Source organism: Nibrella saemangeumensis, assembly GCF_039541915.1.
Taxonomy (GTDB): Bacteria; Bacteroidota; Bacteroidia; order Cytophagales; family Spirosomataceae; genus Nibrella; species Nibrella saemangeumensis.
Window position 1 is genome coordinate 65,255 of sequence record NZ_BAABHD010000030.1, and the last position, 26,663, is coordinate 91,917.

The window sequence follows — 26,663 nt, forward strand, 5'->3', positions numbered from 1 at the left end:
TTTATTATGGCAATACGACTGCTTATTGCGGATGACCACTCGGTGGTCAGGAAGGGCATTCGAACCTTGCTGGAAGATGAGAATGACATTCAGATTGTCGGCGAAGCGACGGATGGCGACGAGGCCATTGCGCTGATTCCAACGCTCAGGCCAGATGTCCTCCTGCTGGATATTACCATGCCCCGCATGTCGGGTATCGACGTAACCAAAGTCGTGGCCAAAGAGTACCCCAGGGTTCGCATCCTGATCTTCAGCATGCACCACAATCCGGATTATGTCCTGAAAGCCGTTCAGAACGGAGCCGCCGGCTATTTACTGAAGGACACCACCGAAGATGAAATTCTGCGGGCGGTACGCACCGTCGTTACCGGCGAGTTATATTACCCGCCCTCTGCCTCCTCCATTATCATTAAGCACCTGGTTGCCCCAAAAGCCGCAATCCAGGCCGAAGCAGCCGGCCCCCATACCGACACAATAAAGCCGGGCTCGGTCTGGCAAAAAATCACCTCCCGCGAAGCGCAGATCCTAAACTGCATCATTGAAGGCCTGAGCAGTCCCGAAATCGCCAGGCGCTTCGACATCAGCCCCAATACCGTAGCCAATCAGCGGGCCAGCATCATCCGCAAAGCCGGCGTCAAGAATACGCTGGAACTGATCCGGCTGGCGTTGAAGGACAGTAGGGGTTGATTTGGTTAATTAGTAAACTGGTTCATTGGTTTGCTCGTCTCTACTAACGAACTAATTAACCAATCAACTAATCAACCACCCCCAGCTTATACGTTATCAAACGGTCCTTAATTATCGGAGACTTTTACCAAATTCGCCTTTTCTAAACCATGCAGGAAGGTTCATGTTTGCGCAGGGGGTGCTGAATGAAGAACGTCAACGACTAGAGATTGCGCTGGAAGCCGGTAACATTGGTACCTGGGATTTTGATCCGGTTACGCGGGAAGGCGTCTGGTCCCGAAAATGTTACGACATCTTTGATATACCTGCCGGCACGCCCATCACGGTAGAACAGTACCTCCGAAGCGTTCATCCGGAAGACCGGAGCCAGGTGGCGGCCCTGACCGAAACGGCGCTCAACACCCGTAAAGAAACCGACTACAACGCCATTTTCCGGCTTTGCAAAAACGCGGCCGGCGAAATCCGGTGGCTGAAAGTAACCGGCAAAGTCTTTGTGGATGAGCAGCGGCAACCCGTACGCTTTATCGGGACCGCCCTGGACATTACCGCCCAGAAAGAAGCCGAAGAGCTCGCCGGTCAAAAGAACAGCGAACTGCTCGACCTGCTCAAGGAGTTCACCTTCGTTACCGACTTCATGCCCCAGATGGTCTGGGCTACCCAACCCGACGGCTACCACGATTTTTACAACAAGCGCTGGTACGACTTCACCGGTCTTACCTACGAAGAAACCAAGGACAAAGGCTGGTCGCTGGTGCTGCACCCCGACGATTCCGAACGCGCCTGGCAGGTTTGGAAACATTCGTTGGATACCGGTGCCCTCTACCAGATTGAATACCGGATGCGCCGGTACGATGGCGAGTACCGCTGGTTTCTGGCCCGTGCCATGCCGTTGCGTGACGAGGCCGGCAACATCCTGAAATGGTTTGGTACCTGCACCGACATCCACGACCAGAAAGCCGAATCGCAAAAGCTGGAACAACTGGTTCAGGAACGTACCCGGCACCTGCAGCAGGTGAACAACGAACTGAAGCGATCCAACGAGTACCTGCAGCAATTCGCTTATATCAGCTCTCACGATCTGAAAGAACCACTGCGGAAGATTACTACGCTGAGTGATCTGCTGGCCAATCAACACAGCCAGGGCCTTGGTGAACAGGGCCTTGATCTGCTGCGCCGGCTGCGGATCTCTACCAGCCGCATGAACCATTTGGTGCAGGATCTGCTCACGTATTCACAGGCTACCAACGCCCAGACTACCTTTCAGCCGGTCGACCTGAACGTTCTCATTCAGGGCGTGCTGACCGATCTGGACGTAATGATTCACGAAACCAAAGCCCAGGTAAAAATTGGTTCGTTACCCCAACTACCCGGCGACCCGATGCAGTTAGCTCAGCTCTGGCAGAACTTACTGGTCAACGCGCTTAAATTCCGCCGGGCCGATGTTACACCTGTTATCCGGGTGACCTGCCAACGATTACCCGCCGGCGTCTATCCGGCTGATTTAGCCTTTCCTCTCGTGAACCTCCCGGCTACTCCTCCCATCTGGTGGGAGATCTCCGTTCAGGACAACGGAATCGGTTTCCCGATTCAATATAAAGAGCGGATTTTTCAGGTCTTTCAACAATTGCACAGCCGGGGCCAGTACGACGGCACCGGCGTTGGGCTGGCTATCTGCCGCCGGGTGGCCGAAAACCACAACGGAGCCATTGGCGTCGATACCGAACCGGGAGCAGGCACTACCTTCCGGATTTACCTGCCCGCGTAGTCGCAGATGGAATGGCGTAATTTCCTTTATTTTTCCCGCAGATGCGGAGAAATCACCCTACCCTTGCTTTATACAAAAAGCGGCCCGTAACCCCTGTAGCCCAATACTTACGCCTGATTTATGAAAGATCAACGTACGCTGACCGAGCAGCTCGATTCGATTGACGAATACGAGCGCGAACCAGTGCCGGAGAATAAAACCAAAAACTTCCGCAGCTTTGTGAGCATGATGGCCGGCGAGCACATCGCCGGTACCGAGTTTGTCATCGGCCCCCTGTTTGTGCTGCATGGCGTGTCGGCATCCGCCATCATGATCGGCCTGCTGCTGGGTAATATCCTGGCTACGCTGAGCTGGACGCTGGTGTGTGCGCCCGTGGCCGTAAAAACCCGCCTGACCATCTATTATCAGCTCGAAAAAATCTGCGGCTACCGGCTGGTCAGCATCTACAACGCCATTAATGGGCTTCAATACACGGTACTGGCCGCCAGTATGATTGCCGTATCGGCTACGGCCATCGGTTTGGCCTTCCGGCTTCCCATGCCCGGCCTTACTGATCTGTACCCCACCAGTTTTGCCTGGATCATTGCCGTGCTGGGCATTGGCGCGGTAATTACCGTCGTGACCATCTATGGTTACGACCGGGTAGCGGCTTTTTCGGCGGTCTGTGCGCCCTGGATGCCACTGGTGTTTCTGGCGGCCGCCGTGGCCGTGCTGCCCCAACTGGGTGTAACATCGTGGGGCGATTTCTGGGCCGTAGCCAATGATAAGATCTGGACGGGTGTGCCGCAGCCGGGGCAGACCCACTATACCGTCTGGCACGTCATGTTCTTTGCCTGGCTCTGCAATATTGCTATGCACATCGGACTAGCCGATATGTCGATTTACCGCTACGCCAAAAAGCCGACCTACGGCATTGCCTCGGCGGTGGGTATGTTTGTTGGTCACGGGATGGCGTGGCTGGCCTCGGGTGTGCTGTGCGCCCTAGCCATTCAGCAGGGCAACAACAACCCCTCGCCGGGTGGAATCGCCTACGCCAGTGCCGGTCTGGCCGGTGCCGCCTGCGTGGTGATTGCCGGCTGGACTACCGCCAACCCGACGCTGTACCGGGCGGGCCTGGCCATGAAGGGTATTGCGCCCCACCTGAAGCGCTGGAAAATCACCTTCTGGGTCGGTATCATGGCGACCATTATGGCGTGCTTCCCCGGTGTAGCCTCCAAACTCGACCAGATGCTGGCGTTTTACGCCCTGGTAGCCGCCCCGGTCGGAGCCATCATTATTATGGATGTCTACGTACTGCGCCGGTTCGGGCTGATGACCAACTATGCCGAGCAGACCGGCATTTCGTTCAACTGGGTAGCCGCCGGTGCCTGGCTGATCGCCGTGCTGATCAGCTACGTATTGTACCTGATGACCAACGCCGACTTCTTTTTCTTTATGGCTGCCCCCGGCTGGATCATCGGTGCCATCCTGTACGTGGGATTAAGTAAAATGTTCCAGAAAGCCCCAACCCCCGAAGTTATCGCATGAAAACGATCCTGAAACCGCTCTCCTATATTGGTCTGGCGCTGACGGTAGTACCGGCTTTTCTGGTATTCTATGGTGTCCTGTCCCTGGCCGACCACAAGCTGCTGATGCTGGCTGGCATGCTGCTGTGGTTCGTCACGGCACCGTTCTGGATTCTGGAAAAGAAAGTGGATTAGTTTTTCAACTTATACGCTGCCCAACGGTTTTCTGGTAAAACAGAACCGTATACAGCTGTCTCCTTGAACCACTTATTCTCGTACATCGAACGCACGGTACTGCACCCCGGCGTAACCCTCAATGAGCAATACGACGCTTTCGACGAAGTAACGCAACTCGGACTAGCCGGCCTGACGGTGTCTCCTTTCTGGGTTAAGAAGTTCCGTCGTGAGATGGGTGCCGACCACCCGGCCGCGCTGGCTACCGTAATCGGCTACCCCTACGGCTACCAGCGCACAGAAGCCAAGCAGACCGAAATTGAATGGGCGCTGCAAGACGGGGCCCGTGACATTGAAGTAGTGCTAAATACGTCTGCTCTGTTCTCTCCGGCTTCCGTCTGGCTGAAAATTGAGTTTGCCAAACTGGTTGCGCTCATCCACGCGCAGGAAGCCTTTTTTACCGTCGTGCTAGAATCGGCGTTGTTGGATACTGACCAGTTGGCGACGATGATTAAGCTGGCGGCCGATACCGGTGCCGATTTCCTCAAAAACGCCACCGGCGCCATCCCCGCCGATTTTTCCCTAGACCAGGCGCTGCAGTTCCGCCGGTTAGCCCCCTCATCCGTCGGCGTAAAGATAGTCGCCGATGGAGCCTCCGTCAGCGACATGGACCAACTGGTAGCCGCCGGTGTAGAGCGGCTGGCGCTGAGTCACCCGATTCAGGCATGAGAAAAACAGGCATTTTGCTTATTTTTGCCGAAACTATGATTTCATGTCGCTGAAAAGACTCCCGCTTCATCACATTCATCAGCAACTGGGTGCGAAGATCATGCCGTTTGCCGGCTATGAGATGCCGGTTCGCTATACCTCCGATATCGACGAACACCAGACCGTCCGCAACGCTGTCGGCATTTTCGATGTGTCGCACATGGGCGAGTTCATCGTCAAAGGTACTGATGCCTGTAGCCTCATCCAGCGTGTGTCAGCTAATGACGCAGCCCTCCTCTTCGACGGTAAAGTGCAGTATAGCTACCTGCCTAACGAGCAGGGTGGTGTTGTGGATGACCTGCTGATTTATCAGATCAGCCCGGTGGAGTTTATGCTGGTGGTCAATGCCTCGAACATCGAAAAAGACTGGAACTGGATCAACCAGCACAAGCGGGAGAACGACGATGTAGAACTGATCAACATCTCCGACGGTATGTGTCTGTTTGCCGTTCAGGGACCATTGGCCGCCCAGGCGCTGCAACCCCTGACCAACGCCAAGCTGGACTCCATGTCGTACTATACCTTCGAGAAAACAAACTTCGCCGGAGCCGCCAACGCCATTGTCTCGGCAACCGGTTATACCGGCGCGGGGGGCTTTGAAATATACGTCGCCAATGAGCAGGCCGAAGGAGTCTGGAACGCTATCATGGAAGCCGGTGCGCCCTATGGCATCAAACCTATCGGTCTTGGTGCCCGCGATACCCTCCGGCTCGAAATGGGCTACTGCCTCTACGGCAACGACATCACCGACACAACCTCACCCATAGAAGCTGGTTTAGGCTGGGTCACTAAGTTTACCAAGGACTTCATCAGTGCCGATACCTTCAAACAGCAGAAAGAGCAGGGCGTGAAGCGCAAGCTGGTAGCCTTTGAACTCCTGGATCGCGGTATTCCCCGCAGCCACTACGAAATCTGCAACGCCGAAGGTGAGACCATTGGTGAAGTGACCTCCGGCACGCAGTCGCCCACCCTCAGCAAAGGCATCGGCATGGGGTACGTTCCCACCGAATACAGCAAGCCCGGAACTGAAATTACCATCAAAGTCCGCGACCGGCTGCTCAAAGGCCAAATCGTAAAACTGCCGTTTGTTAAAAAATGAAAAATATTGATGTCTGCTTAACGCCAGACTTACTCCACCTGCATAAGGATACCCTTGAAAATTCGATTGTCGTCGTAGCGGATGTATTCCGAGCAACCTCGTGTATGGTTACGGCCTTCGCCCACGGTGTCGATTGCATTGTTCCCGTCGCTACCATCGAAGAATGCCGGCAATGGCAGGAGCGCGGGTATTACGGAGCCGCCGAGCGCAACGCTAAAATGGTCGAAGGTTTCGAGCTGAACAACTCGCCGTTCAGCTACATGGACGAGCGGCTACGTGGAGCCAAAATTGCTATGACCACTACCAACGGTACGCTGGCCATTACCCGTTCGCGTAACGCAGTGAAGGTAATGGTGGGGTCGTTTCTGAATCTAGAAGCCATTGCCCGGTATCTGCGGTCGCAGTCGTACGATGTGCTGGTGCTGTGTGCGGGCTGGAAAGGCCGGCCGAACCTGGAAGATACCCTGTTTGCCGGAGCGTTGATTGAGCGGCTGAAAGAAGAGTATTCAATGATGGAGGATAGCGCCATCATGGCGTGGCGAATGTACAACCAGGGGAAGAATAATTTACCGCACTTCTTGGCTAATTCGTCGCACATCCGGCGATTGCAGCGACTGGGTATCCATAAGGACATCACCTATTGTCTGCAGCATGATCTATTTGATGTGGTGCCGGTACTGAGGGGGAATGCCCTGGTGTGTATCGAAGCATAACAGAAGAGCCGGCTTGCAGCCGGCTCTTCTGTTATGCCGCCATGGCGACGTCGATATGCTGCTCTTCGCGGAGGTAGGTGTACACACCTTCCAGAGTTCTTAATTTCTTATAATCTTCGTCGGGAATACGGATGCCGAATGTCCGCTCCAACTGCACAATCAGATCAACGGTATCAAGGCTGTCAAGCCCAAGGTCGCGGGTCAAATGAACATTGCTGTGGTGAATGGCCGCTTCGTCAACACCAAAGCCTTTTAAGATAGAGACTACTTTCTCTTTCATCATGTACTGAACTTTATGGGTTGAACTCAGGGAATTGGTATTCGAGTGGGGAAGCCTGCGAAACAGGCACACTTACTAAACTAACAGCAATATACCAAATTTGTTGTATGGTATCATCATCATAAACGAAATTTTTAACATTCGTTAAGGCTCTTTTGATTAAATGGTCAAAACAGGGCCTGTCAGGAGCAAAATTTTCTTTATCTACGCTAAAATTGGTACTTTTCGGGATATGACCCCGGAAACCGACAATAAAATCATTGATATAACTCATTTCTGCTCAGCCCGCGAACTGGCCATTGGCCGGCTGACCTGGCGACTGAAGCGGTATATGGATAGTTACCTCGAAGCCGAACTGCACATGCTGGGCTTCTGCGATTTTAAAACCAGCTACCTTGTTTTTCTGGCCAACATCGACGAGAACGGCACGACCAACAACGAACTCGCCCGGCGGGCGGGCGTCACCAAGCAGGCCATGAGTAAGATCGTGCGGCTGCTGGAGGACGACGGCTATATCTACCTGGTCCGAAACGAAAAGGACTCCCGCTCCAGCCGCATCCTCATCAACGAACGGGGCCACGAACTCTTCCGGGCGGTGGTGAGTTGTATGCAGAACCTGCAGGAGAAGTTCGACGCCATTGCCGGTCCCCGCCAGATCGATCAGATGCTCGGTACGCTAAGCCTGCTGGTCGATGAACTGGACAAAGAAACCTGCTCATAAGATACCGCCATGCCACTCCACTCCATTAATCCGTACACGCAGAAGCCGATCAAAACCTACCGCACCGACAGCCCCAATGCCGTTGAGCGCAAGCTGAAACAGGCCGATAAAGCCTTTGCCGACTGGTCAGCGCTATCGGTTCGGGAGCGTATTGAGTACTTCCGGAAAGTAGCCGCCCACCTCACCGATAACAAGCAGCGCTACGGCGAACTGATGACGGCCGAGATGGGCAAAACCCTGAAAGAAGCCATGTCGGAGGTGGAGAAATGCGCAACAGGATGCAACTACTATATTGATAATGCAGAGACGTTTCTGGCCGACCAGTCGATTAAGACCGAAGCCCGCAGGAGCTTTATTGCCTACCAGCCGCTGGGACCGGTGCTGGCCATTATGCCCTGGAATTTCCCGTTCTGGCAGGTATTCCGGTTTGCCATTCCGGGGCTGATTGCCGGGAACGTCGGTCTGCTGAAACACGCGGCCAACGTCAGCGGCTGCGCCCTGGCCATTGAAGAACTCTTTACGAACTGCGGTTTTCCGGAGGGTGTGTTTCAGTCGCTGCTGGTGGAGTCGAAAAACGTAGAGGGTATTCTGAAGGACAAGCGTGTCAAGGCCGTTACCCTCACCGGCAGCGAAAAAGCCGGAGCCTCCGTGGCGGCTACCGCCGGTAGCCAGATCAAAAAGTCGGTGCTGGAACTGGGCGGCAGCGATGCGCTGGTGGTGCTGGCCGATGCCGATCTGGCCAAAGCTGCCGAAACGGCTACCCGCTCCCGTATGCAGAATGCTGGTCAAAGTTGCATTGCCGCCAAGCGCTTTATCGTAGAAAAATCCGTCAAAAAAGAGTTTACCGACCGCGTACTGCAGCACATCCGCGACATCCGCCAGGGGGATCCTATGCAGGAAAACACCACCATGGGACCTGTGGCCCGCCCAGACCTCGCCGACGAAATCGAGCGCCAGTGCGCCGAATCTGTCCGGCAAGGTGCCAGGCTATTACATGGCGGTGAGCGAGATAACTGCAACGTTCAACCCATGCTACTCGACAAGGTAAAACCCGGCATGACGGCTTTTGACGAAGAGACCTTCGGCCCGCTGGCGGTCATCATCGAAGCCAGAGACGAACCCGACGCTATTAAGCTCGCCAACCAGTCCAACTACGGCTTAGGCTCGGCTCTCTGGACGCAGGACCCCGAGAAAGCCGACCGGCTGGCCCGGCAGATTCAGGCCGGTTCGGTATTTGTCAACTCCCTCATGCGCTCCGATCCGCGTGTACCCTTCGGCGGCATTAAAGTCTCCGGCTTCGGCCGCGAACTCTCCGAAGCGGGTATTAAGGAATTTGTGAATATCAAAACGGTTTGGATGGAGTAAAGGCACTAAGACGGGATACCCGGCAGTAGAGAATTAAAAGTAAAAAGATGATCGACGAGTGGGCACCATTAACCTTATGCGAAACCTAATTCTCTGTTTAGTAGGCTTTGGCTGCCTCTGCATGACATGGGCAGAGAAGCCTGTCAACACTGTCGGTCAAAACCCGACCCCGCCAAATATCATCTATATTCTGGCTGATGATCTGGGTTATGGTGATGTGTCCGTTTATAACCCGGCAGGAGGCATTACTACCCCTAATATTGATAAGCTGGCGTCGCAGGGCATGCGCTTTACGGATGCTCATTCACCGTCGTCTGTCTGTACCCCTACCCGCTACGGCTTGCTGACCGGCCGGTATCCCTGGCGCAGCCGGTTGCCCGTTGGGGTGTTGCGGGGATATAGCCGGACCCTGATTGAAGCGGATCGCCCGAGCATAGCGTCTTTATTAGCCAGTAGCGGCTATAACACAGCTGTTATCGGCAAATGGCATTTAGGATTAGACTGGACTCTGCAAAAAGAACACGAATCGCTCGTAACGACGGACGGCTACGGCATTCAATCAGAATTGAACCCTGATCATATCGATTTTTCCCGTAATCCTACCCAGGGACCAAATAGCATTGGGTTTACGTATTCGTACATCCTGCCGGCCTCGCTCGATATGCCGCCCTACTGTTACCTCGAAAATCATAAGCTGGTTGAACTGCCAATGGCCTATACAAAAGGCCAAAAGCCGGCAGCGGATTATTCAGGTCCGTTCTGGCGGGAAGGCAAAATGGCACCGTCCTTCGATTTTCATGGCGTACTGCCCACGTTTGTGGCCAAAGCGCAGGCTTTTCTGAAAAAACAAAGCCGCCGTAAGCCTTTCTTCCTGTACCTTCCCCTGGCGGCTCCGCACACCCCCTGGATGCCGACCAACGCATACACCGGTAAATCCAGAGCCGGTGAATACGGTGATTTTGTCCAGCAGGTTGATGCGGCCATTGGGGAAGTACTACAAACACTAGAACAATCGGGGCTGGCCAATAATACCATCGTCATCTTTGCGAGTGACAACGGTCCGTACTGGCCAAAAAACCTGGTCAACCAATTCAACCACCGGGCGGCCGGCCCTTTCAGGGGCATGAAAGGCGACGCATACGAGGCCGGACACCGCATTCCGTTTATCGTCCGTTGGCCAGGCCGGGTAAAGGCGGGTACCGTCAGCGCGGCTATCACTACACTGACCAATCTGATGGCCACCTGCCAGGAGATGCTGGGTAACAAAGACGATCGGTTTACCACCGAAGACAGCTACAGTCTTCTGCCCGTATTGTTGGGAAAGGCCAGCCACGTGGCCGATCAGCCGGCGGTTGTTCATAGCTCTTCCGCCGGCTATTACGCCATCCGTAAAGGTGACTGGAAACTGATTCAGGGCCTGGGCTCAGGTGGCTTTACACAGCCGGCAACCGGTAAACCAGAGGCAGGCGGACCAATCGGGCAACTCTATAACCTCGCTACCGACATCGCCGAAACGACCAATCTGTACCAGCAACACCCCGAAAAAGTGGCCGAACTCACCGGCTTACTCACCCGAATCCGCCAAAGTCAAACGAAGGTTACAGGGCAATAGGTGTTTGCGGTAGTATGCTCTTTTCTAGTTTACAACTGATAGCCGCCATTGTACTGGCGTTTAACAAACTGATTGGCGTAGTCGAAGTTAGTAATGCGCATATTCTCGCCATCCCACAAGAGTTTTTTCCGACCGGGGAACGTAAAGCCGCCACCCGCTTTTGACTCACGGTACATATAGCTGCGGGTAGCCAGGTTACCCATCAATACGGTTTCGGTGAGCGGCCCGGCCTGATCGAAGGGTGAACTGGTGTAGGCGCCATAGCCCTCTTTGCAGGCTTTGACCCACTGCTGCTGGTGTCCATCGGTTTTGCCCTCGACCAGCGGCTTCTCGGGCGCAGGCAGGGTTTTACCGGCAAACTTATCGGCAGGCAGCAAGCGGGGGTTATTGCCGAACAACTCACCCACGACCAAGCCCTTGGTGCCAATGAACATGACTCCGCCGTTCTGGTCGGTGAATACCTGGTTGTAATCAACACCATCGGGTAGTTGGGGTCGGATACCACCATCATACCACGAAAACTTGATTTCTTTGATCTTCCGGTCGTCGGAGGGAAACGTCAGGTGAATGGCCGAGGAGGGCGGACACACATCGTCAAAGAAAGCCTGCTTGAAAAAGTCGGCGTACACCGAACCGACACTGCTCTCGACGGAGGTCGGATATTTCAATTTTAGCGCCCGGAAAGGTACGTCCATAAAATGGCAGCCCATATCACCCAGCGCCCCGGTACCGAAATCCCAGTACCCGCGCCAGCGGAACGGCATGTAGGCTTCGTGGTAGTCGCGGTAGGGAGCAGTGCCCAGCCACAGTTTCCAGTCTACCTCCGGTGGTATCGGCTGCGACTCGCCCCGGTCTTTAGGCGAGCGAACACCCTGCGGCCATACCGGACGGTCGGTCCAGCAGTTGACGGTATGCACTTTGCCAATTAACCCTTTCTGAATCCAGGTTTCAATCTGGCGGGTGGCGTCACCGCTGCTGCCCTGATTGCCCATCTGCGTCACCACGCGGTACTTGCGGGCGGCTTCGGTCAGCATCCGGGCTTCGTAGATGTCGTGCGTCAGCGGTTTCTCCACGTACACGTGCTTGCCCAGCTGCATAGCGGCCATGGCAATGGGTGCGTGCATATGGTCGGGGGTGCTGATAATGACCGCATCGAACGTCTTACCTGCCTGGTCAAACATCTGGCGATAGTCTTTAAAATAAGGAGCATTCGAAAACTGCTCGCGGTACTTCTTCGACTGCCGATCATCGACGTCGCAGAGGGCCACCATATTATCGGTCCCCCCGTTGTACGCCTGCCGGATGTTGACATCCGCTTTGCCCCCGCAGCCCACAGCCGCCATATTGAGCTTATCACTGGGGGCAATATACCCTTTGCCCAGCACATGCCGGGGCACAATAAAGAACGAACCGGCAGCTGCCAGGGCGCTGGCCTGAATAAAGCTTCGACGGGAGGTTTTGGGGGTCGGGTTCATTAGAGTTTAGGAGTAAAAGAGTGAATGAGCGAAAGAATGAAAGAGCGATATGTATGCTAATTTACATGTTCCTGCTCTTATTCCACTCTTTCCCTCATTCACTCTTTCACTCTTTATATCACGACATCACCTGCGCCATCTTCATTGCCACACCCATGTCGCCTTTTACTTTGAGTTTGCCGGACATGAAAGCCATCATAGGGTTGAGGTCGCCGGAGCCCATTTTGATGAGGTCACCGATGCTAACTTGGATCAGGCAGTCGGCATCTTTATCTTCGTTGGTGACGACCGCCGGCGACTGGTTACCGTCGATATAGATGACGCCCTGGTCGGTAGCCAGTTTAGCGGTAGCATTCAGGTTGTCGGCATTGCCTACGCGGGACCGGATCTGCTCAGTCAGTTCCTGTAAAGTCATTGTCTGTGGTTTTAGTTTGTAAACCGGTAAAACTATCGAGGAAAAGTAAGGTTTTCAAGAAATTGGCGGCCAATCCATTTACGACCCAACGGCGATCCTGAACCGCTGTTGGATACTTTGTTGCTTTGGCCAATGGAACCCCTTAGATTACAGGCAAAAACAAACACCCATGGAACCAACGCCTACCCCGCCCATCTACGAATCGGCCCCGGCTCGTCCGCAGTTTCTGACCATCCTCTGCGTGCTTACCTTCCTCAGTTGCGCCTGGGGTATATACGACAGCATTGTTACCTATGCCACCGCCGATACGGCATCCAGCATCGCGCAGGAAGCACTCGACGAAGCCGCAGATCGGATGCAGGGCCGGGAGGGAGCTGAGTTTGTCGAACGCATTATGGGCACAGTTCAGGGTAGCCTGAGCCCTGAGAACCTCCGGAAGTCGGCAATTTCCAAGCTGGTTTATAACCTGCTGACGCTGCTCGGAGCCATTCTGATGTTTAACCTGCGCCGGGTTGGGTATTACGCCTACCTGGGCGGGGTTATTGCCGGCTTTCTGTTACCGATTCTCCTGATCGGCGGCCTGGTAGGGTTTGCTTCCTCGACCGGTGTTTTCTTCAGCATCATCTTCACCATTCTGTACGGTACGCAGTTGAAATATATGCGATAAAACGCTGGCTGGCCCCCTGCTGACCAGGTGAGAAAAAAATTTCAACAAAATACCTAAATCATTAGTTGTAAAACTAAACGATTAGTAGTACCTTTATTTCAGCTTTACCTGATCACTCTTATTACCTATGCAACTACGGGAATTAACCAAAGCAGAAGAAGAAATCATGCGGGTGCTCTGGCAACTGGAAAAGGCCTTTGTCAAAGATGTGCTAGCCGAACTGCCGGAACCGAAACCAGCCTACAACACTGTTTCGACCATTATCCGGATTCTGGAGAAAAAGGGCCTGGTCGGGTATACGGCGTATGGAAAGACGCACGAATACTACCCCCTAATCACGGAGGAACAGTACAAGCGCTTCGAGATGGACCAGCTGATGACGAACTATTTCGACAATTCGCTCCAGAAACTGGTGTCTTTCTTTGTAAAGGACCGCAAGCTGAGTCTGACCGAAACCGACGAGATTATCAATCTCCTTAACCGGAAGGGTCACGACCCTCAGAAGCCATGACCATCATCGACTATTTCCTCCGGGCCAATCTGTTTCTGCTCCTGTTTTATGCCTGCTACTGGCTGGGACTACGCCGGCATACCTTCTTCCAGTTGAACCGCTGGTATCTGCTGGCCTCTATCGGTCTTTCGCTGGTGCTGCCGTGGATAACCGTACCGGCGCAGACGGTAGAAGCACTCCGTGTGCCGGTGACTGCCGTTTCGCTACCGTCCATTACGGTCACCCAACGGGTACAAGCGGCAGGACCAGACTGGCAGACTATTCTTTTCGCTCTGTATGGGCTAGTAGCAATGGGGCTGCTAATCCGGCTGGGTGTTCAGGTCATCAGGCTGTTGCGCCTGATCAGGCGCTCGGCGCAGCAGCCGCAGGAAGACTACACGCTGGTGACACCCGAGGTCGCTCAGGCCCCAACCTTCTCTTTTTTCCGGTACCTGGTGCTGAACCCGGCTGATACCCATTCGGAACTGATTCGCCGGCACGAACTGGTTCACATCCGCCAGCGCCACAGTGCCGACGTGCTGCTGATCGAAATTGTTCAGGCTTTTTTCTGGATCAATCCGGTCGTAACGCTCTATAAGCAGGCCATTCAGCAGGTACATGAGTATCTGGCGGATCAGCAGGCGGCAGACAAAGACCAGTATGCAATGTTCCTAGTGGACTACGCCTTTGGGGTACACCCTGTCGGACTTACCAACAGCTTTTTCAATTCATCGCAACTTAAACAACGTATTGTTATGCTCAAATCCCGCACCACCAGCCGATGGGCGCTGATCCGCTATGCCCTGGTCATACCAGCAGCCGCGCTCCTGGTCATGTGTACGCAGAAAGAAGCCGATGTGGCCAAGCTGGTTGAAAGAAAGTCAGACGATAAGGCCACAGCAGGGGGCCTGTCAGCGCTGTCCAGGATAGGGCTAAAAGGTGAAGTTTTTACCGTTGTTGAGGACCAGCCCCAATTCCCGGGTGGAATGGCGGAATTAGGCGCGTACCTGGGAAAGAACATTCGCTACCCTGAAACAGCCGTTCAGGCCGGAACCCAGGGGAAGGTATTTGTCTCCTTCGTTATTGCGGCTGATGGTAGTACTCACGATGTTAACGTGCTGAAGGGCGTAAGTAAAGAGCTTGACGCCGAAGCTATGCGGGTTGTGTATGACATGCCTCGTTGGCAACCGGGCAGGCAGGACGGCAAAGCGGTTAATGTGCGCTATAATCTGCCGATCTCGTTTCAACTCGGCGACGGTCCAAACGGCGAAAAACTCGTACCTCCCCCGCCCCCACCGGCCGAAGCCCCGCTGGCTCCCCCACCACCTCCGGTTCCGCCACTGTATATCCTTGATGGCAAAGAATTGCCCAAAGGAACTGACATAAAAGATAAGCTTGACCCCAATACCATTAAGTCAATTGATGTCCTGAAAGGCGATAAAGCTAAAGCTATATATGGCGAGAAGGGGCAGGATGGGGTAATTATTATTACCACGAAGAAGTAATAGTAAAGGCTATTTTGCTAATTTAGAAGAGAATACGCAGCCGCGTTTACGCGGCTGCGTTGCGTTGGTAACAACCTCTCGTAACCATGTCAAATACGTATATGCCAAATTACCATGCCCTACGCTGGATTACCTTTATGCTCCAGGTGGTAGCGTTGCTGTTTACTGCTTCACAAACCCTGGCACAGGAAAGGGAGATATTTACTGTGGTTGAAAAAACGCCCAGGTTTCCCGGAGGAATGCAGAATTTGGTACCGTATTTAAGCCAAACTATACGCTACCCCGCTGAAGCACGTCAGAATGGTGTTGAAGGCAAGGTCTTTGTCAGTTTTGTAGTCAACATGGATGGTAGTATCAGCGACGTGACAGTTCTAAAAGGGCTGGGCTATGGTACCGACGAAGAAGCGGTGCGGGTAGTTAGCAACATGCCAAAATGGGAGCCTGGTACCCAGAGGGGTCGTCCGGTAAACGTAAAGTACAACCTGCCTATAGCTTTTAGCCTGGGTCACGACAGACCATCCGGACAGCTCTCTACGCCACCATCCCTTGTTATTGTCGACGGCAAAGAGATGACTCAGGGCTTCGATCTGAAGACTCTCAATCCAAACCGGATCGAGAAAATGGAGATATTCAGAGGTGAAAGCGCAAAGGCTGTTTATGGTGAAAAAGCACGCGATGGCGTTGTAGTAATTACCACGAAAAAGTAGAGGTAAGCCATCTGCTGGCCCCTACTTCATGACGCGTCTGCTTACCATACCTTTCGGTGTCTGCATATTCAGTATATAAACTCCTTTAGGCAGAGCGCTGACATCAACCGAAGCCTTCCCGCTACCGGGACGTTGCTGCTGGATTGTTCCACCCGTTAGGTTGACCAGCGTAAGTTCGGTAATGGTTTCGCCGGTAGGTACCTCCACGTTCACTACGGTAGTAGCCGGTATTGGATATACCTTTACATCATCACTCCAGACTGGTTCTGTGCCCGTTACGGTCAGAATGGCAAACGTGCGGTCGATGGGCGTAGCAGAATAGTACTTCGTATTGCCCTCCTGATACGCCCGGATGGTAACGCTGCCCTGCCCGGTAACTTTCACCTTGTTGCCGGTAATGGTAGCCGGTCCGGAGACCACGGCAAAGCTAACCGGCAGCCCCGACGAAGCCGACGCACTTAGCGTAAACTCCGCTCCCGATGGTTTTTCGGAAATGCTACTGAAGGTGATGGTCTGCTTTTCTTTGGTCGGCAGACTGCGCGTTCCCTGCGTATACCAGACCGGCCATTTGGCATTGGTATAAAGGGTTGTGGCATTGCCGGAGGGTTTGATTTTATCCGCTGCCAGATTGATTGCGGCTACATCTTCCCGGCCATTGCCGTCTTCGGTACTAAATACCAATCTATTGTCCTGCCGGGAGTAGCTCGGGAAGCCCAGGGTATTATTTTCGTATACAACTGTTACGTTACCTTTGTTCAGGTCGGCGGCCAGCAGGTAATAGCTGTCTTCGCTGGCATTATAATAGTCAAAGGCGATAATATCGGGTGAGTTTTTCGAGAAAGACGGGTTACCGACACTCTCGCCCTCTTCCAGGTTGGTAAACAGCTTGTCAATTTCTCCCTCGGCAAAATCATCCCTGCTGCCGTCCCAGACATGGATGAAGCCTACATCCCAGTAACCAATAGCCTCCCCATCGGCATTGACCAGTTCGTTATAGGCATCATACACGATGTACTCACCCGAAAAATCCCACTCAAACGAATCGGCGTACTGCACATCGCCGGTAGCCACCCCATCGGTATAGGTAGGATTGTAAAGCTGAAACTTCTTCCACTTCTTTTTGGCGTAACTGTATACCCAGATAGAGCCGTCTTTCTCGGCCGTCAGCGCTCCCAGTTTGGTACCGTCTTTGGAGATGGCAACGTTATCCCAGATCGTTTCATCGGAGATAGTGGTTTCAGCCGGACTACCTGTCAGGTTCACCGCCCGGATTTTTTTGTCAGGAGTAACATAGTAGGCATACTTCCCGTCATCGCTTACGCTCGGGCGGTGCAGTAACCCTGATGCCGTTTTCAGATCGAACTTTGGTGTGCCGGTGGTGATGATGGTGGAATAAAGCTTGTTATCCTGTGAGCCGTAAAGTAGCAACAGATCCTGCCCCTGAGCAACGGGCACATCCGGCGTTTTTTCGGTAGGGGTTCCGGAGCTTTCCAGAATTCCTACCGTATCAAAAGCACTTTTAGCCGCGTTGACTTCGGCGCTGCTGGTTCCGTACAGATCGCCGGCGGCCCGAATCACCGCCAGCCGGAGATCAATAAATTTGGAGGTACGGGTCAGGTATGTGCTTAAGGCCCGATAGTACACTTTTTCGGCTTTGTCTTTGCCTACCTTAGACGCAAACAGGTAAAAAGCATAGTTGGGAATGCCGCTGTTGGTATGCACACCCCCGTTATCCTCGGTGGTGCTGACGTACTCCGACATGGTTTTGGGCTGGTAGCCGCGTGTTCCTTTACCCCCCTGGTTTGGATTGGACAGGCTGCGGAGTGCACCGGACGGAAATACGCTCGTCTTCACAACCTCCTCGCCGAGGGTCCAGTCGTCACGGTCGATCAACACCCCGAAAACATCCGCCATTGATTCGTTAATGGCACCAGACTGGCCCTTATATTCCAGATTAGCGGTGTTCTCTACCACGCCATGGGTCATTTCGTGTCCGGCTACGTCAAGGCTGCCGGCCAGTGGCTTAAATCCCACGCGGCCGTTCCCGTAGGCCATGAACTTACCGTTCCAGAAGGCGTTATCCATTCCTTTTCCATCGTCATCGGCCATATTGATCACCGAGATAACGTTGCCGCCCTTGCCGTTCAGCGAATTCCGGTTAAACGCCCTGAGGTAATACTCATAGGCCAATCCAGCGTTAGCGTGTGCGGATACGGCGGTAGCATTCCAGGTGGTATTATTGGTCGACATCACCTGCCGGATTTTTACATTATCACCGTAGGTATTACCGGCATCGATGGTCCAGATAGCCCCGACAGGCTCATTCGGCATAACCGATGTTTTGTTGTTAAACATGGTCTGCGTTGCGTCAATCAGGTAATAGGATCCACCCTGCTGGTACGTGCTGAATGACTGCATCACCCCGTTGAGGTCACGACCGGATGCCTTTACGGTTCCTTCGACCCCACAGGTATGGTTATACTTATCCAGCACCTCACCCGTCTGTGCGTCAATTATGTACTCCCAGCGCTCCAACAGATTCGGCCGGACAGTTACCTGCCAGGCCAGCGTCGTTTTGGTGTCGCTAACCGGGTACACAAACAGTTCACCTTCCGATGGTTTCATTTGCAGGATATTATCGCCAAACGACCGCACTACCGACTGCTTTCGCACATCACGAAAGGCATACTCGGCCGCTTCGCTTACCTTCAGCCGGGGGCGGGTGGCTATACGCTGTACGGCATGATAGCGGCCGTTGAGGAGCGTTACGGCACCGTTGGTCAAGTGGAGCATGATCTCACCGCCGTAGACCGGCACGCCCGCGTAGGTCTGCTTCATGCGGATGTGGGTCTGCCCTACCTGGTCGGTTTCGGTATGCGTCACCTGGAAATTATCTTCGGGATGGTCCAGTTTCAGAAGACTGCTTACCTGGCTTAGAAACTGATAGGCGGCAGCGGCCGCACTTTGCCGGCCACGCGGATTTGTCGGGGCTACCTTAGGCTGACGGTTTTCGATGTAGACAGGCAGACCCGTAGCGGTATCCCGAACCACGCGCAGGCGGAGTGGCTCTACCGAAATGCGGGACGTACCCGTAGCGGCCAGCGACGTACGGCCCGCACGGCGAACAGGTATAGGAGATTCTTCGGCACCCAGCCGTTGAGCCAGACTGGGCGTTGGGCGTGCTGTTTTTTGCTTCCGGGCGAAGCCGTCGGGCGTTTGGGCTAATGCCGGCACAGCCAGCAAAGTTAGGGCGAAGAGGTAAACTTTTTTCATGGTGTGGCGTGTGGTGTATGGTTTGGCAAAAGCCTGTAGGTAGTGCTGGCGTGGCTTGTTACAGCCGCGCCGAAGCCGGAATCATGGCCATAAAAGACTTATAAAACTGATTGTAGCTGGCTGGGACGGTATGTTTGGGGTCGCCCCATTTCACCGCATGCTCCTGTTTTCCTTTTTTCCAGGAGACGAAGTAGTAGCGGTTACCCGGATGGTCGAATTTGGCAGATTTAATTTTGCAGCCGTTCTCCAGCAGCCGGAAGGTCCGTTGCGTATTGGCAATCGTCTGCTTGCTCACAACGTGAAAAGTAGAGTCGGTGCTGCGCTTAGCGAAGAGCGTACCGTTGTCGAGCAAGTAATAGGAAACTGACTCGCCGGTAAATCCACCACCGGAGCCCACCACAATCTGCCGCCCTTTGTAGAGTAGGGGCGTATTACTTAATTTTCCTTTTAGCGAAGAATATACAGTCTTCGGTCCCTGAGCAAAGGTCTGGCCGATGCCCAGCAGCAGTAGAGTCAGTAAAGTAAAAAAGCTTCGTTGCATAGACGGGTTACGTTTATGCAACGAAGCTATACCGGCCTCCCGGCGAATCAAACTATCGGGGTACTGAACCGCCGTAAGTCAGTTCTGAAACGTCAACCGAGTTAGCGAACGGTCGCCGGTGAAGGGTCACGACAAACAGATTACTGAATTCGTTATGCTCGATTTTGGTCTTGACCGGCTGGGCCCCCAGGCCCCGAACAATTTCCAGCACGGTATTGCTGTGCCCGACCACCAGCACCTCCTTTGATCGGATGCGTTTAAGCCGGTCTACTACCGTCTGGGTTGGTTGAGTAGGGTATGTTGCCGGCTCAATGCTGAGCCGCTGGGCCAGTGGAGCGGCCGTCTGGCGAGTCCGAAGGTAAGGCGTGGTAAAAATGCTATCAATACCACTGCTGGCCAACCGGTTGGCCAGCGTTTGAGCGCGTTGGTGGCCGGCAGCTGACAGGCTGGTCGTATCGGAGTCGTTGGCCCGCTCGGCATGGCGAACGATGTAGACGGTGGTGGTCGAGCAGCCGGTCAGGCTCAGGCTACCACCGAGCCAGACCAGCCAAAGCATTTGTTTTAGCATAAGGGAATTATTTGGTCCATTCACCATTTACCAGCCGCCAGATATTCTGCGGGTTGTTATCTTTCAGCTCGTCGGGCAGCAACGCCTGCGGAAAGCCCTGGTAGCAAACCGGCCGGGCAAAACGCAGAATGGCATTGGTCCCCACCGAAGTGGAACGCCCATCGGTTGTAGCCGGATAAGGGCCACCATGTTGCATGGCATGGCTTACTTCTACACCGGTCGGAAAACCATTGATGAGCAGCCGGCCTACTTTCTGCTCCAGTATGTTGATCAAATCAGCGTACTCCACCAGTTCCTCGTCGGTGCCGTGAACTGTAGCCGTCAGGTGCCCATTCAGGCTGCGGGCAATAGACAAAAGTTGTTCGCGGCTGTCGGCTTCAACCAGCACACTGCCGGGGCCAAATACTTCTTCGGCCAGTTCGGGGTATTGCAGGAGCGTACTAGCTTTGGCGGTGAGCAGCGCGGCCGTTCCGTGGGCGTACGTTTCCCCACCCTGTTGCCCGATAACCTCTACCCCGGGCAGACCAGCCAACTGGGTAATACCCTTGACGTACGTCTGGTGAATGGCCTGGGTCAGCATGGGAGCCGGCGCTACCTCACCGATCGCCTGACGGGCAGCCTGTGTAAACGTAGCTGCGTCGTCAGAGGGAGCCATGATGGCGACACCGGGATTGGTACAGAACTGACCAACGCCCAGCGTTATTGATCCTACATACGCTTGGGCTAGTTTAGTGCTGTTCTTCAGCGCCCCCGGCAGGAAGAACACCGGATTGGTACTACCCATTTCGGCGTACACCGGAATCGGCTCTTCGCGTCGCGCAGCAGCATCGTAGATGGCCTTACCGCCCCGGAAGGAGCCGGTAAACCCAATGGCTTTGATGTCGGGATGCTGCACAATGGCCATACCTACGGCGGTACCTCTTCCTTGCACTATAGAGAAAACGCCTTCGGGCAGACCGCAGGCTTCGACCGCCCGCCGGATGGCCTGCCCGACCAGATCGGATGTGCCGGGATGCGCCGGATGCGCTTTAACGACAACCGTACACCCAGCCGCCAGCGCCGAAGCCGTGTCGCCCCCCGCTACCGAAAATGCCAGCGGAAAGTTACTGGCCCCGAAGATACCAACGGGACCCAGCGGTCGCAGCATCTGCCGCAAGTCCGGACGGGGCTGCGGCTGCCGGTCGGGCAGCGCGGTGTCAATGCGGGCGTTTACCCAGGAGCCCTCGCGGAGGTATTCGGCAAACAGCCGGAGTTGCCCGGTTGTGCGGCCCCGCTCACCGGTCAGCCGGGCCAGCGGGAGTCCAGTTTCGGCGTTGGCCCGTTGCAGCAATTCATCGCCTAAGGCTTCGATCTCCGTAGCGATGCGCTCCAGAAAAAAAGCCTTTTCGGGGCCGGATTGTTTACGATATACCTGGAAGGCCTCTGCGGCTCGTTCACAGGCTTCATTTACCTGATCTTCAGTTGCTTCGTAGAAGTCGCCCGGCAACGATTCGCCGGTGGCCGGATTAACGGCGTGGAAAGGTTGTGTGTTGGTCATATGCATGCACAAAAGTAACGCCCAATCAATTTATTCATTCCTTTAAAGTCATGAATCCAGCGGGATTACTACGCATGCCGATTAATAATTTGATTTGATTACGTTCTCGTTTATTCAGTAACTTTCAATATATCCATTAGCTGCTTCACCTTTAACACTATGCCCAACCATGGCCAAGCGCAAAAAAGCTACCTCCCCGGAGGAAGCATCCTCTTCCTCCCAGGAATTAGAGGACCAATCGTTCAGCTATTGTAGTCTGCCTGAAATCCCTGAACGGGTATTTGGACCAGATGTGATTCCGGACCGCGCCGAACTTATTGTTGCTACCGAGAAAAAGTGGGTAAATGGCACCGTTTTGCATTATTATTTTTTTGATAAACCCACAGACGGCACCACTGTCAGGCTGGCCAATGGAACAACCTCCTGGCGCACCTGGACCACCACCGAAGCCGAAAAAAACGTCGTTCGCCGGGCGTTCCAGCTTTGGAAAGACGTTGGCACCGGTCTGGAGTTCACCGAGGTAGCTACCCGCGAAGAGGCAGAAATCCGCATTGGATTTATGCGGGGTGACGGAGCCTGGTCGTATATCGGCCGAGATATTCTGGACCAGGGCGTTAATGAACGAACCATGAACTTTGGCTGGGATTTGACCCGCCGGCCTTCCGAGATCGACACGGCAATCCATGAGATCGGGCACACGCTCGGCTTTCCGCACGAGCACCAGAACCCCTACGCCGGTATTGTATGGAATGAAGAAGCGGTCTATACGGCGCTGGCTCAGCCCCCTAATAACTGGTCGAGGCAAACAACCTTTCACAACATCATCCGAAAAATCAGTCCCGATACGGTCCAGGGTTCTAACTGGGATCCTGATTCGGTTATGCATTACCCGTTTGGCCCCGGCCTGATTCAGGAACCGGCCCAATACCGCAATGGTCTTACGCCGGCCGGGGGGTTATCGGAGCGGGATACGGTCTGGATGAAAACCTTCTACCCGGTGCTGACGCCGGCAGATTACACAGAACTGAAACCCTTCCAGTCTGTGGAGTTAAACCTGGCTCCTCAGGAACAGCGTAATTTTGTGATTCAGCCCACAGCCACCCGCCGGTATGAGATGCGAACGTTCGGCGAATCCGATACGGTTATGGTCCTGTTTGAGGAAATCGGCGGTGAACTCTCCTACGTAACCGGCGACGACGACAGCGGTGAAGATTACAATGCTTACATTAAAATAAAGCTGTTCAAAGGTCGCAAATATGTGCTGCGCATACGGCTCTACTACGCTCAAAGCGGACAGACGGCCGTTATGTTGTGGTAAGTTTTAAACCTTCTATAGACCCGGCCAGGAAAATCAACAGCAATAAAATTTAACCGGTTTCCTGCTTAACTCTGCCTGAAACTCCGTTATTTCGCAAAACAAGGATTTTGTTTCTGCGAATGGTAGGTATTATTATGGGTAGCCTCTCCGACCGCAAGGTCATGCAGGAGGCCGCCGACATGCTGACTGAACTGGGCGTAGCCTACGAGATGGACATCGTATCGGCCCACCGGACTCCCGAAAAAATGGTGGAGTACGCCAAAACCGCCCGCGACCGGGGGCTGAAAGTGATCGTGGCCGGAGCCGGCGGTGCCGCCCACCTGCCAGGGATGGTAGCCTCACTGACGACGCTGCCGGTAATCGGCGTACCCGTCAAATCCTCTAACTCCATCGACGGCTGGGATTCTGTTCTTTCGATTTTGCAAATGCCTTCCGGGGTACCCGTGGCCACGGTAGCCCTCAACGGTGCCCGCAATGCTGGTATCCTGGCCGCGCAGATCATCGGAGCATTCGATCCGATAGTGGGGGGAAAACTGACCAGCTACAAAGAAGCGCTTAAAGTAAAGGTGGACGAAATGAGCCGGGAACTGCATCAGTCGTCCGCAATCTAATTTTTTGCGTAATATTTTGTTAGTTTTTACTTAGTAATCAACTCTCAACGTTTTACAATCAATCAGCATACTGTTAACATCTTTCCTATGCATACCGAACAGTCAAGAGGCAACAGCCGCCCCACCGGAACATCGAACCTGCCGGCAATCACCCTCGCCGTGCTGGTGCTGATGATACTGGCCTTGTTGTATATTGGGTACGAATACATACGGGATGACACCGGCGGCTCAGAAGCCCTGACAAATGTGCAGATTGATACCACCGGCCAGCAGCCGATAGCGATGCAGACTGAACCGGAGCTGCTGGCCCCGGAAGAAGTCTCATCGGCCTCCGCTGACCCCGCACCGGTTGATCTGTCGCAGGAGACTCCCCCCGCAGAAGCGGTAACTCCAACGGACGAAAAAAAGGAGGTAAAACCAGCCCCCACGGCAAGCACTGAGGCCGCGAAGCCGGTGGGGGAAAAGCCTAAAGAAGAAGAGAAACCAGCGGTAGTAAAACCCGTAACGGTAAAAGCCGGCGGTACCTCCTACTCCCATACGGTGGCGGCCGGCGAAACGCTGTTCGGTGTGGCTACCCGCTACAGTATGTCAGTCAACACGCTGAAGGCAATGAATCCGGGCGTCTCGGAAAGCGACGTTAAGGCAGGCATCACGAAGCTGAATGTAAAGGTGAAAGCGGTTCATACCGTCGGCCCCGGTGATGTGCTCCGGGTAGTAGCCCAGAAGTACGGCGTAACGGTCAATCAGTTGATGAAAGCCAACAAGAAAGACCGGAATTTTGCCCAGCGGGGGGAGAAGCTCATTATTCCCTTCCCAGATAAACAATAACTTATTTCTTCTCGTACGCGACACCCGCCGTCCACCGCAGGTCGTTCCGCTGCCGGCCGGGTGCCACCACGCTTTCGTAGGTATTAAACAGTGTGCTTCGCAGGCTCAGGGCGTTGGTGACTTTCACCTGTAAGGTAACACTGCCGTTCCAGCGCAGGTTTGGCTGCCCCAGGGCCGGCTGGTAGAAGATGGTATGGGATAGCGTCCATCGGTCTTGTCCAAACGTGTACTGCCCGAACAAGCGGGCGGAGTTGCGCCATACATCCACATCACTTCGTTCCTGAAAGTCGGTATTTTCCCACAGGATCACATTGGTTAGCGACAGGTAGGCCCGCTTGCGGTTGATGAGCTTGTACCCAAGGCCACCGGCAATGGTGTATCGCAACAGGATTTTGCGCAGGTTACTGCGCTCCGCAGACCCGAAGGCCAGGTAATAAAGTCGCTCTTCGTGCCGGAACGTAGTCCGGAAATCAGCAAAGAACTCCCGCTCATTCAGCACGGCATTCTGTCGCCCGTACACAAACGACGGAGTGGTTGAAAGCTTAAACTGGCGGCTTAGTTCGTAATCAACGGCAGACGCTACTTGCAGTAGAATTCGGTTGACGTTGCCGCTGGTAGCCGTACCGTCGGCGGTAAGCCTGTACCGGAATATTGGCGTGTCCTCCGGCTTTACCTGCTTGGCGGTGTCGGCTGCGGTTACGGTTGTATCCCGGGCGGCTTTAGTTGTATCCGGCTGCGAGGGACGTAACGGATCGGTTTGTTCGGTTACCTGAGCATAGGCACTTTGTGAGAAGAAGAAGCTGACTATGAAGAAAAGAAGCTGAAATCGCATGAGGTATGATGGTGGAAATAGCGGTCAGATTACGCACTAAGGCTAACATTAAAATGGCAAAATACGGCAAACTCACCTATTCCTTCCTAGATTTGAGCCTTTCCTTATCTAAACCACTTTTCGCTTATGACCCGCTGGGGTATTCTGGGCCTGGGCCGTATCGCCCATAAATTTGCCACCGACCTGCTCACCTTACCAGACGCCGAACTGTACGCCGTAGCCTCGGCCTCGGCCGAACGGGCAGCCGATTTTGCCACGCAGTACAACGTACCGCATCATTTCGGTCGCTATGAAGACCTGCTCACCTGCGAGGGGCTGGATGTTGTGTACATTGCAACACCCCACGTCGGCCATCACGCTCATACGCTTCTCTGCCTGAATAGTGGCTTACCCGTACTCTGCGAAAAACCTTTCGCTATGAATGCCCGGCAGGTACAGGAAATGGTACAGACGGCACGGATTAACAACGTATTCCTGATGGAAGCCCTCTGGAGCCGGTTTATTCCCAGCGTTCAGAAAGCCCTGGAGTTGATCGAAGCCGGTGCCATCGGTAAGGTGCTGGGTGTCCGTGCCGACTTCGGCTTCCAGGCACCCTTTCTGCCCGATAAGCGGGGATTCAACAAAGATCTCGGCGGGGGCTCCCTGCTCGACATCGGTATTTATCCGCTTTTTTTGTCGTACCTGATCCTGGGTAAACCACAAACCATCAAGGCCTCTGTTACTATGAGCCCAACGGGCGTAGATGAGCAATGCGGCATGGTGCTGACCTACGCCGGCAACCAGATGGCAGTGCTCAACAGCAGCTTCGTAACCATAACCCGCACCCATGCCTTTATCTATGGTGAGACCGGCAACATCTACATCCACGGCCGCTGGCACGAGAGTCAGGCTGTAACGCTGGAGCCGCACGAGGGCGACAAACAGGTATTTTCCTTCGAACGCTCCACCTGGGGGTACGATTATGAAGCACACCACGTGATGCAATGCCTGCGCGAAGGCCACACCGAAAGTCCGCTCTGGACCCTCGACGACAGCCTCAACCTCATCGAACTACTGGATGCAGTCCGGCAGGAGGTTGGCCTCTGGTACAACGAAGATGATCTGGATAATACCTTGAAGCACTGATCCGTATCGCAGGAGTCGCTACTGCTACCATCAGAAACCCGAAAAGCTGTACCTTTGCCCACTGCAAACCGCCTACTGCCAC

Annotated in this window: 26 protein-coding genes; 18 read left to right on the plus strand and 8 right to left on the minus strand. The window is 54.2% G+C overall.

Going from position 1 to position 26,663, the window contains the following annotated elements; genetic code table 11:
- The first annotated feature begins 6 nt into the window (after positions 1-6).
- From ABD949_RS15300 to ABD949_RS15330, 7 genes are all read left to right on the plus strand, one after another.
- Positions 7-687 carry a response regulator gene (locus ABD949_RS15300; protein ID WP_345244724.1) on the plus strand — a complete coding sequence of 227 codons (681 nt, stop codon included), beginning with the start codon at positions 7-9 and terminating at the stop codon, positions 685-687.
- A 163-nt stretch (positions 688-850) separates the two neighbouring features.
- Positions 851-2,452, plus strand: a complete 1,602-nt coding sequence (locus tag ABD949_RS15305; RefSeq protein WP_345244725.1) for a sensor histidine kinase — start codon at positions 851-853, stop codon at positions 2,450-2,452.
- A gap of 120 nt (positions 2,453-2,572) precedes the next feature.
- Positions 2,573-3,979 (plus strand): purine-cytosine permease family protein, encoded by a 1,407-nt coding sequence (locus ABD949_RS15310; RefSeq protein ID WP_345244726.1) that lies wholly within the window; start codon positions 2,573-2,575, stop codon positions 3,977-3,979.
- On the plus strand, positions 3,976-4,152 hold the full coding sequence (locus tag ABD949_RS15315; RefSeq protein ID WP_345244727.1) for a hypothetical protein: 177 nt from the start codon (positions 3,976-3,978) through the stop codon (positions 4,150-4,152). Before ABD949_RS15310 ends, ABD949_RS15315 begins: the two co-directional genes overlap by 4 nt.
- Before the next feature lie 63 nt (positions 4,153-4,215).
- Complete coding sequence (locus tag ABD949_RS15320) at positions 4,216-4,860, plus strand: deoxyribose-phosphate aldolase (RefSeq protein ID WP_345244728.1); 645 nt, start codon at positions 4,216-4,218, stop codon at positions 4,858-4,860.
- Between the two features lie 43 nt (positions 4,861-4,903).
- Positions 4,904-5,998 (plus strand): glycine cleavage system aminomethyltransferase GcvT, encoded by a 1,095-nt coding sequence (gene gcvT, locus ABD949_RS15325; protein ID WP_345244729.1) that lies wholly within the window; start codon positions 4,904-4,906, stop codon positions 5,996-5,998.
- Entirely contained in the window at positions 5,995-6,711 is a 717-nt protein-coding gene (locus ABD949_RS15330; RefSeq protein ID WP_345244730.1) for a 2-phosphosulfolactate phosphatase, read from the plus strand. The genes gcvT and ABD949_RS15330 overlap by 4 nt, the downstream gene beginning before the upstream one ends.
- Positions 6,712-6,742: 31 nt before the next feature.
- Here the strand turns inward: ABD949_RS15330 and ABD949_RS15335 are convergent, their stop codons facing one another.
- On the minus strand, positions 6,743-6,994 hold the full coding sequence (locus tag ABD949_RS15335; protein ID WP_425576758.1) for an acyl carrier protein: 252 nt from the start codon (positions 6,992-6,994) through the stop codon (positions 6,743-6,745).
- Positions 6,995-7,223: 229 nt separating this feature from the next.
- Between ABD949_RS15335 and ABD949_RS15340 the strand changes: the two genes are divergently transcribed.
- The 3 genes from ABD949_RS15340 (at position 7,224) to ABD949_RS15350 (ending at position 10,689) form a co-directional block, all read left to right on the plus strand.
- Positions 7,224-7,712, plus strand: coding sequence for a MarR family winged helix-turn-helix transcriptional regulator (locus ABD949_RS15340; RefSeq protein ID WP_345244731.1), 489 nt, complete (start codon positions 7,224-7,226; stop codon positions 7,710-7,712).
- Between the two features lie 9 nt (positions 7,713-7,721).
- Positions 7,722-9,077 (plus strand): NAD-dependent succinate-semialdehyde dehydrogenase, encoded by a 1,356-nt coding sequence (locus tag ABD949_RS15345; protein WP_345244732.1) that lies wholly within the window; start codon positions 7,722-7,724, stop codon positions 9,075-9,077.
- A 76-nt stretch (positions 9,078-9,153) separates the two neighbouring features.
- The gene (locus tag ABD949_RS15350; RefSeq protein WP_345244733.1) at positions 9,154-10,689 is read left to right on the plus strand and encodes a sulfatase family protein; all 1,536 of its coding nucleotides are present in this window, start codon (positions 9,154-9,156) and stop codon (positions 10,687-10,689) included.
- Positions 10,690-10,718: 29 nt separating this feature from the next.
- Here ABD949_RS15350 and ABD949_RS15355 read toward each other — a convergent pair whose 3' ends face one another.
- A complete protein-coding gene (locus ABD949_RS15355; RefSeq protein WP_345244734.1) occupies positions 10,719-12,164 on the minus strand; it encodes a Gfo/Idh/MocA family oxidoreductase in 1,446 nt (481 codons plus the stop codon).
- A gap of 118 nt (positions 12,165-12,282) precedes the next feature.
- Positions 12,283-12,579 (minus strand): SCP2 sterol-binding domain-containing protein, encoded by a 297-nt coding sequence (locus ABD949_RS15360; RefSeq protein ID WP_345244735.1) that lies wholly within the window; start codon positions 12,577-12,579, stop codon positions 12,283-12,285.
- 169 nt (positions 12,580-12,748) lie between these two features.
- Between ABD949_RS15360 and ABD949_RS15365 the strand changes: the two genes are divergently transcribed.
- The 4 genes from ABD949_RS15365 (at position 12,749) to ABD949_RS15380 (ending at position 15,948) form a co-directional block, all read left to right on the plus strand.
- Positions 12,749-13,246 carry a hypothetical protein gene (locus tag ABD949_RS15365; protein ID WP_345244736.1) on the plus strand — a complete coding sequence of 166 codons (498 nt, stop codon included), beginning with the start codon at positions 12,749-12,751 and terminating at the stop codon, positions 13,244-13,246.
- Positions 13,247-13,373: 127 nt separating this feature from the next.
- Positions 13,374-13,757 (plus strand): BlaI/MecI/CopY family transcriptional regulator, encoded by a 384-nt coding sequence (locus ABD949_RS15370; RefSeq protein WP_345244737.1) that lies wholly within the window; start codon positions 13,374-13,376, stop codon positions 13,755-13,757.
- Positions 13,754-15,241, plus strand: coding sequence for a M56 family metallopeptidase (locus tag ABD949_RS15375; protein WP_345244738.1), 1,488 nt, complete (start codon positions 13,754-13,756; stop codon positions 15,239-15,241). Before ABD949_RS15370 ends, ABD949_RS15375 begins: the two co-directional genes overlap by 4 nt.
- A gap of 86 nt (positions 15,242-15,327) precedes the next feature.
- Positions 15,328-15,948, plus strand: a complete 621-nt coding sequence (locus ABD949_RS15380) for an energy transducer TonB (RefSeq protein WP_345244739.1) — start codon at positions 15,328-15,330, stop codon at positions 15,946-15,948.
- A 21-nt stretch (positions 15,949-15,969) separates the two neighbouring features.
- On the opposite strand, the gene ABD949_RS15385 is transcribed toward ABD949_RS15380, so the two are convergent.
- Genes ABD949_RS15385 through ABD949_RS15400 form a run of 4 tightly spaced genes read right to left on the minus strand, consistent with a single transcriptional unit; the run spans position 15,970 to position 21,867 of the window.
- Positions 15,970-19,221 carry a M4 family metallopeptidase gene (locus ABD949_RS15385; protein WP_345244740.1) on the minus strand — a complete coding sequence of 1,084 codons (3,252 nt, stop codon included), beginning with the start codon at positions 19,219-19,221 and terminating at the stop codon, positions 15,970-15,972.
- Between the two features lie 58 nt (positions 19,222-19,279).
- Positions 19,280-19,762 carry an FAD-binding oxidoreductase gene (locus tag ABD949_RS15390; protein WP_345244741.1) on the minus strand — a complete coding sequence of 161 codons (483 nt, stop codon included), beginning with the start codon at positions 19,760-19,762 and terminating at the stop codon, positions 19,280-19,282.
- 52 nt (positions 19,763-19,814) lie between these two features.
- Positions 19,815-20,330 carry a SixA phosphatase family protein gene (locus ABD949_RS15395; protein WP_345244742.1) on the minus strand — a complete coding sequence of 172 codons (516 nt, stop codon included), beginning with the start codon at positions 20,328-20,330 and terminating at the stop codon, positions 19,815-19,817.
- A gap of 7 nt (positions 20,331-20,337) precedes the next feature.
- Entirely contained in the window at positions 20,338-21,867 is a 1,530-nt protein-coding gene (locus tag ABD949_RS15400) for an aldehyde dehydrogenase (NADP(+)) (RefSeq protein ID WP_345244743.1), read from the minus strand.
- Between the two features lie 169 nt (positions 21,868-22,036).
- Between ABD949_RS15400 and ABD949_RS15405 the strand changes: the two genes are divergently transcribed.
- The 3 genes from ABD949_RS15405 (at position 22,037) to ABD949_RS15415 (ending at position 24,624) form a co-directional block, all read left to right on the plus strand.
- A complete protein-coding gene (locus tag ABD949_RS15405; protein ID WP_345244744.1) occupies positions 22,037-23,185 on the plus strand; it encodes a M12 family metallopeptidase in 1,149 nt (382 codons plus the stop codon).
- Between the two features lie 119 nt (positions 23,186-23,304).
- Positions 23,305-23,796 (plus strand): 5-(carboxyamino)imidazole ribonucleotide mutase, encoded by a 492-nt coding sequence (gene purE, locus ABD949_RS15410; RefSeq protein ID WP_345244745.1) that lies wholly within the window; start codon positions 23,305-23,307, stop codon positions 23,794-23,796.
- An 87-nt stretch (positions 23,797-23,883) separates the two neighbouring features.
- Complete coding sequence (locus ABD949_RS15415; RefSeq protein WP_345244746.1) at positions 23,884-24,624, plus strand: LysM peptidoglycan-binding domain-containing protein; 741 nt, start codon at positions 23,884-23,886, stop codon at positions 24,622-24,624.
- A gap of 1 nt (position 24,625) precedes the next feature.
- Here ABD949_RS15415 and ABD949_RS15420 read toward each other — a convergent pair whose 3' ends face one another.
- The gene (locus ABD949_RS15420; RefSeq protein WP_345244747.1) at positions 24,626-25,456 is read right to left on the minus strand and encodes a DUF481 domain-containing protein; all 831 of its coding nucleotides are present in this window, start codon (positions 25,454-25,456) and stop codon (positions 24,626-24,628) included.
- A 126-nt stretch (positions 25,457-25,582) separates the two neighbouring features.
- Here ABD949_RS15420 and ABD949_RS15425 point away from each other — a divergent pair, with 126 nt between their 5' ends.
- Entirely contained in the window at positions 25,583-26,581 is a 999-nt protein-coding gene (locus ABD949_RS15425; protein ID WP_345244748.1) for a Gfo/Idh/MocA family protein, read from the plus strand.
- Positions 26,582-26,663 lie beyond the last annotated feature (82 nt).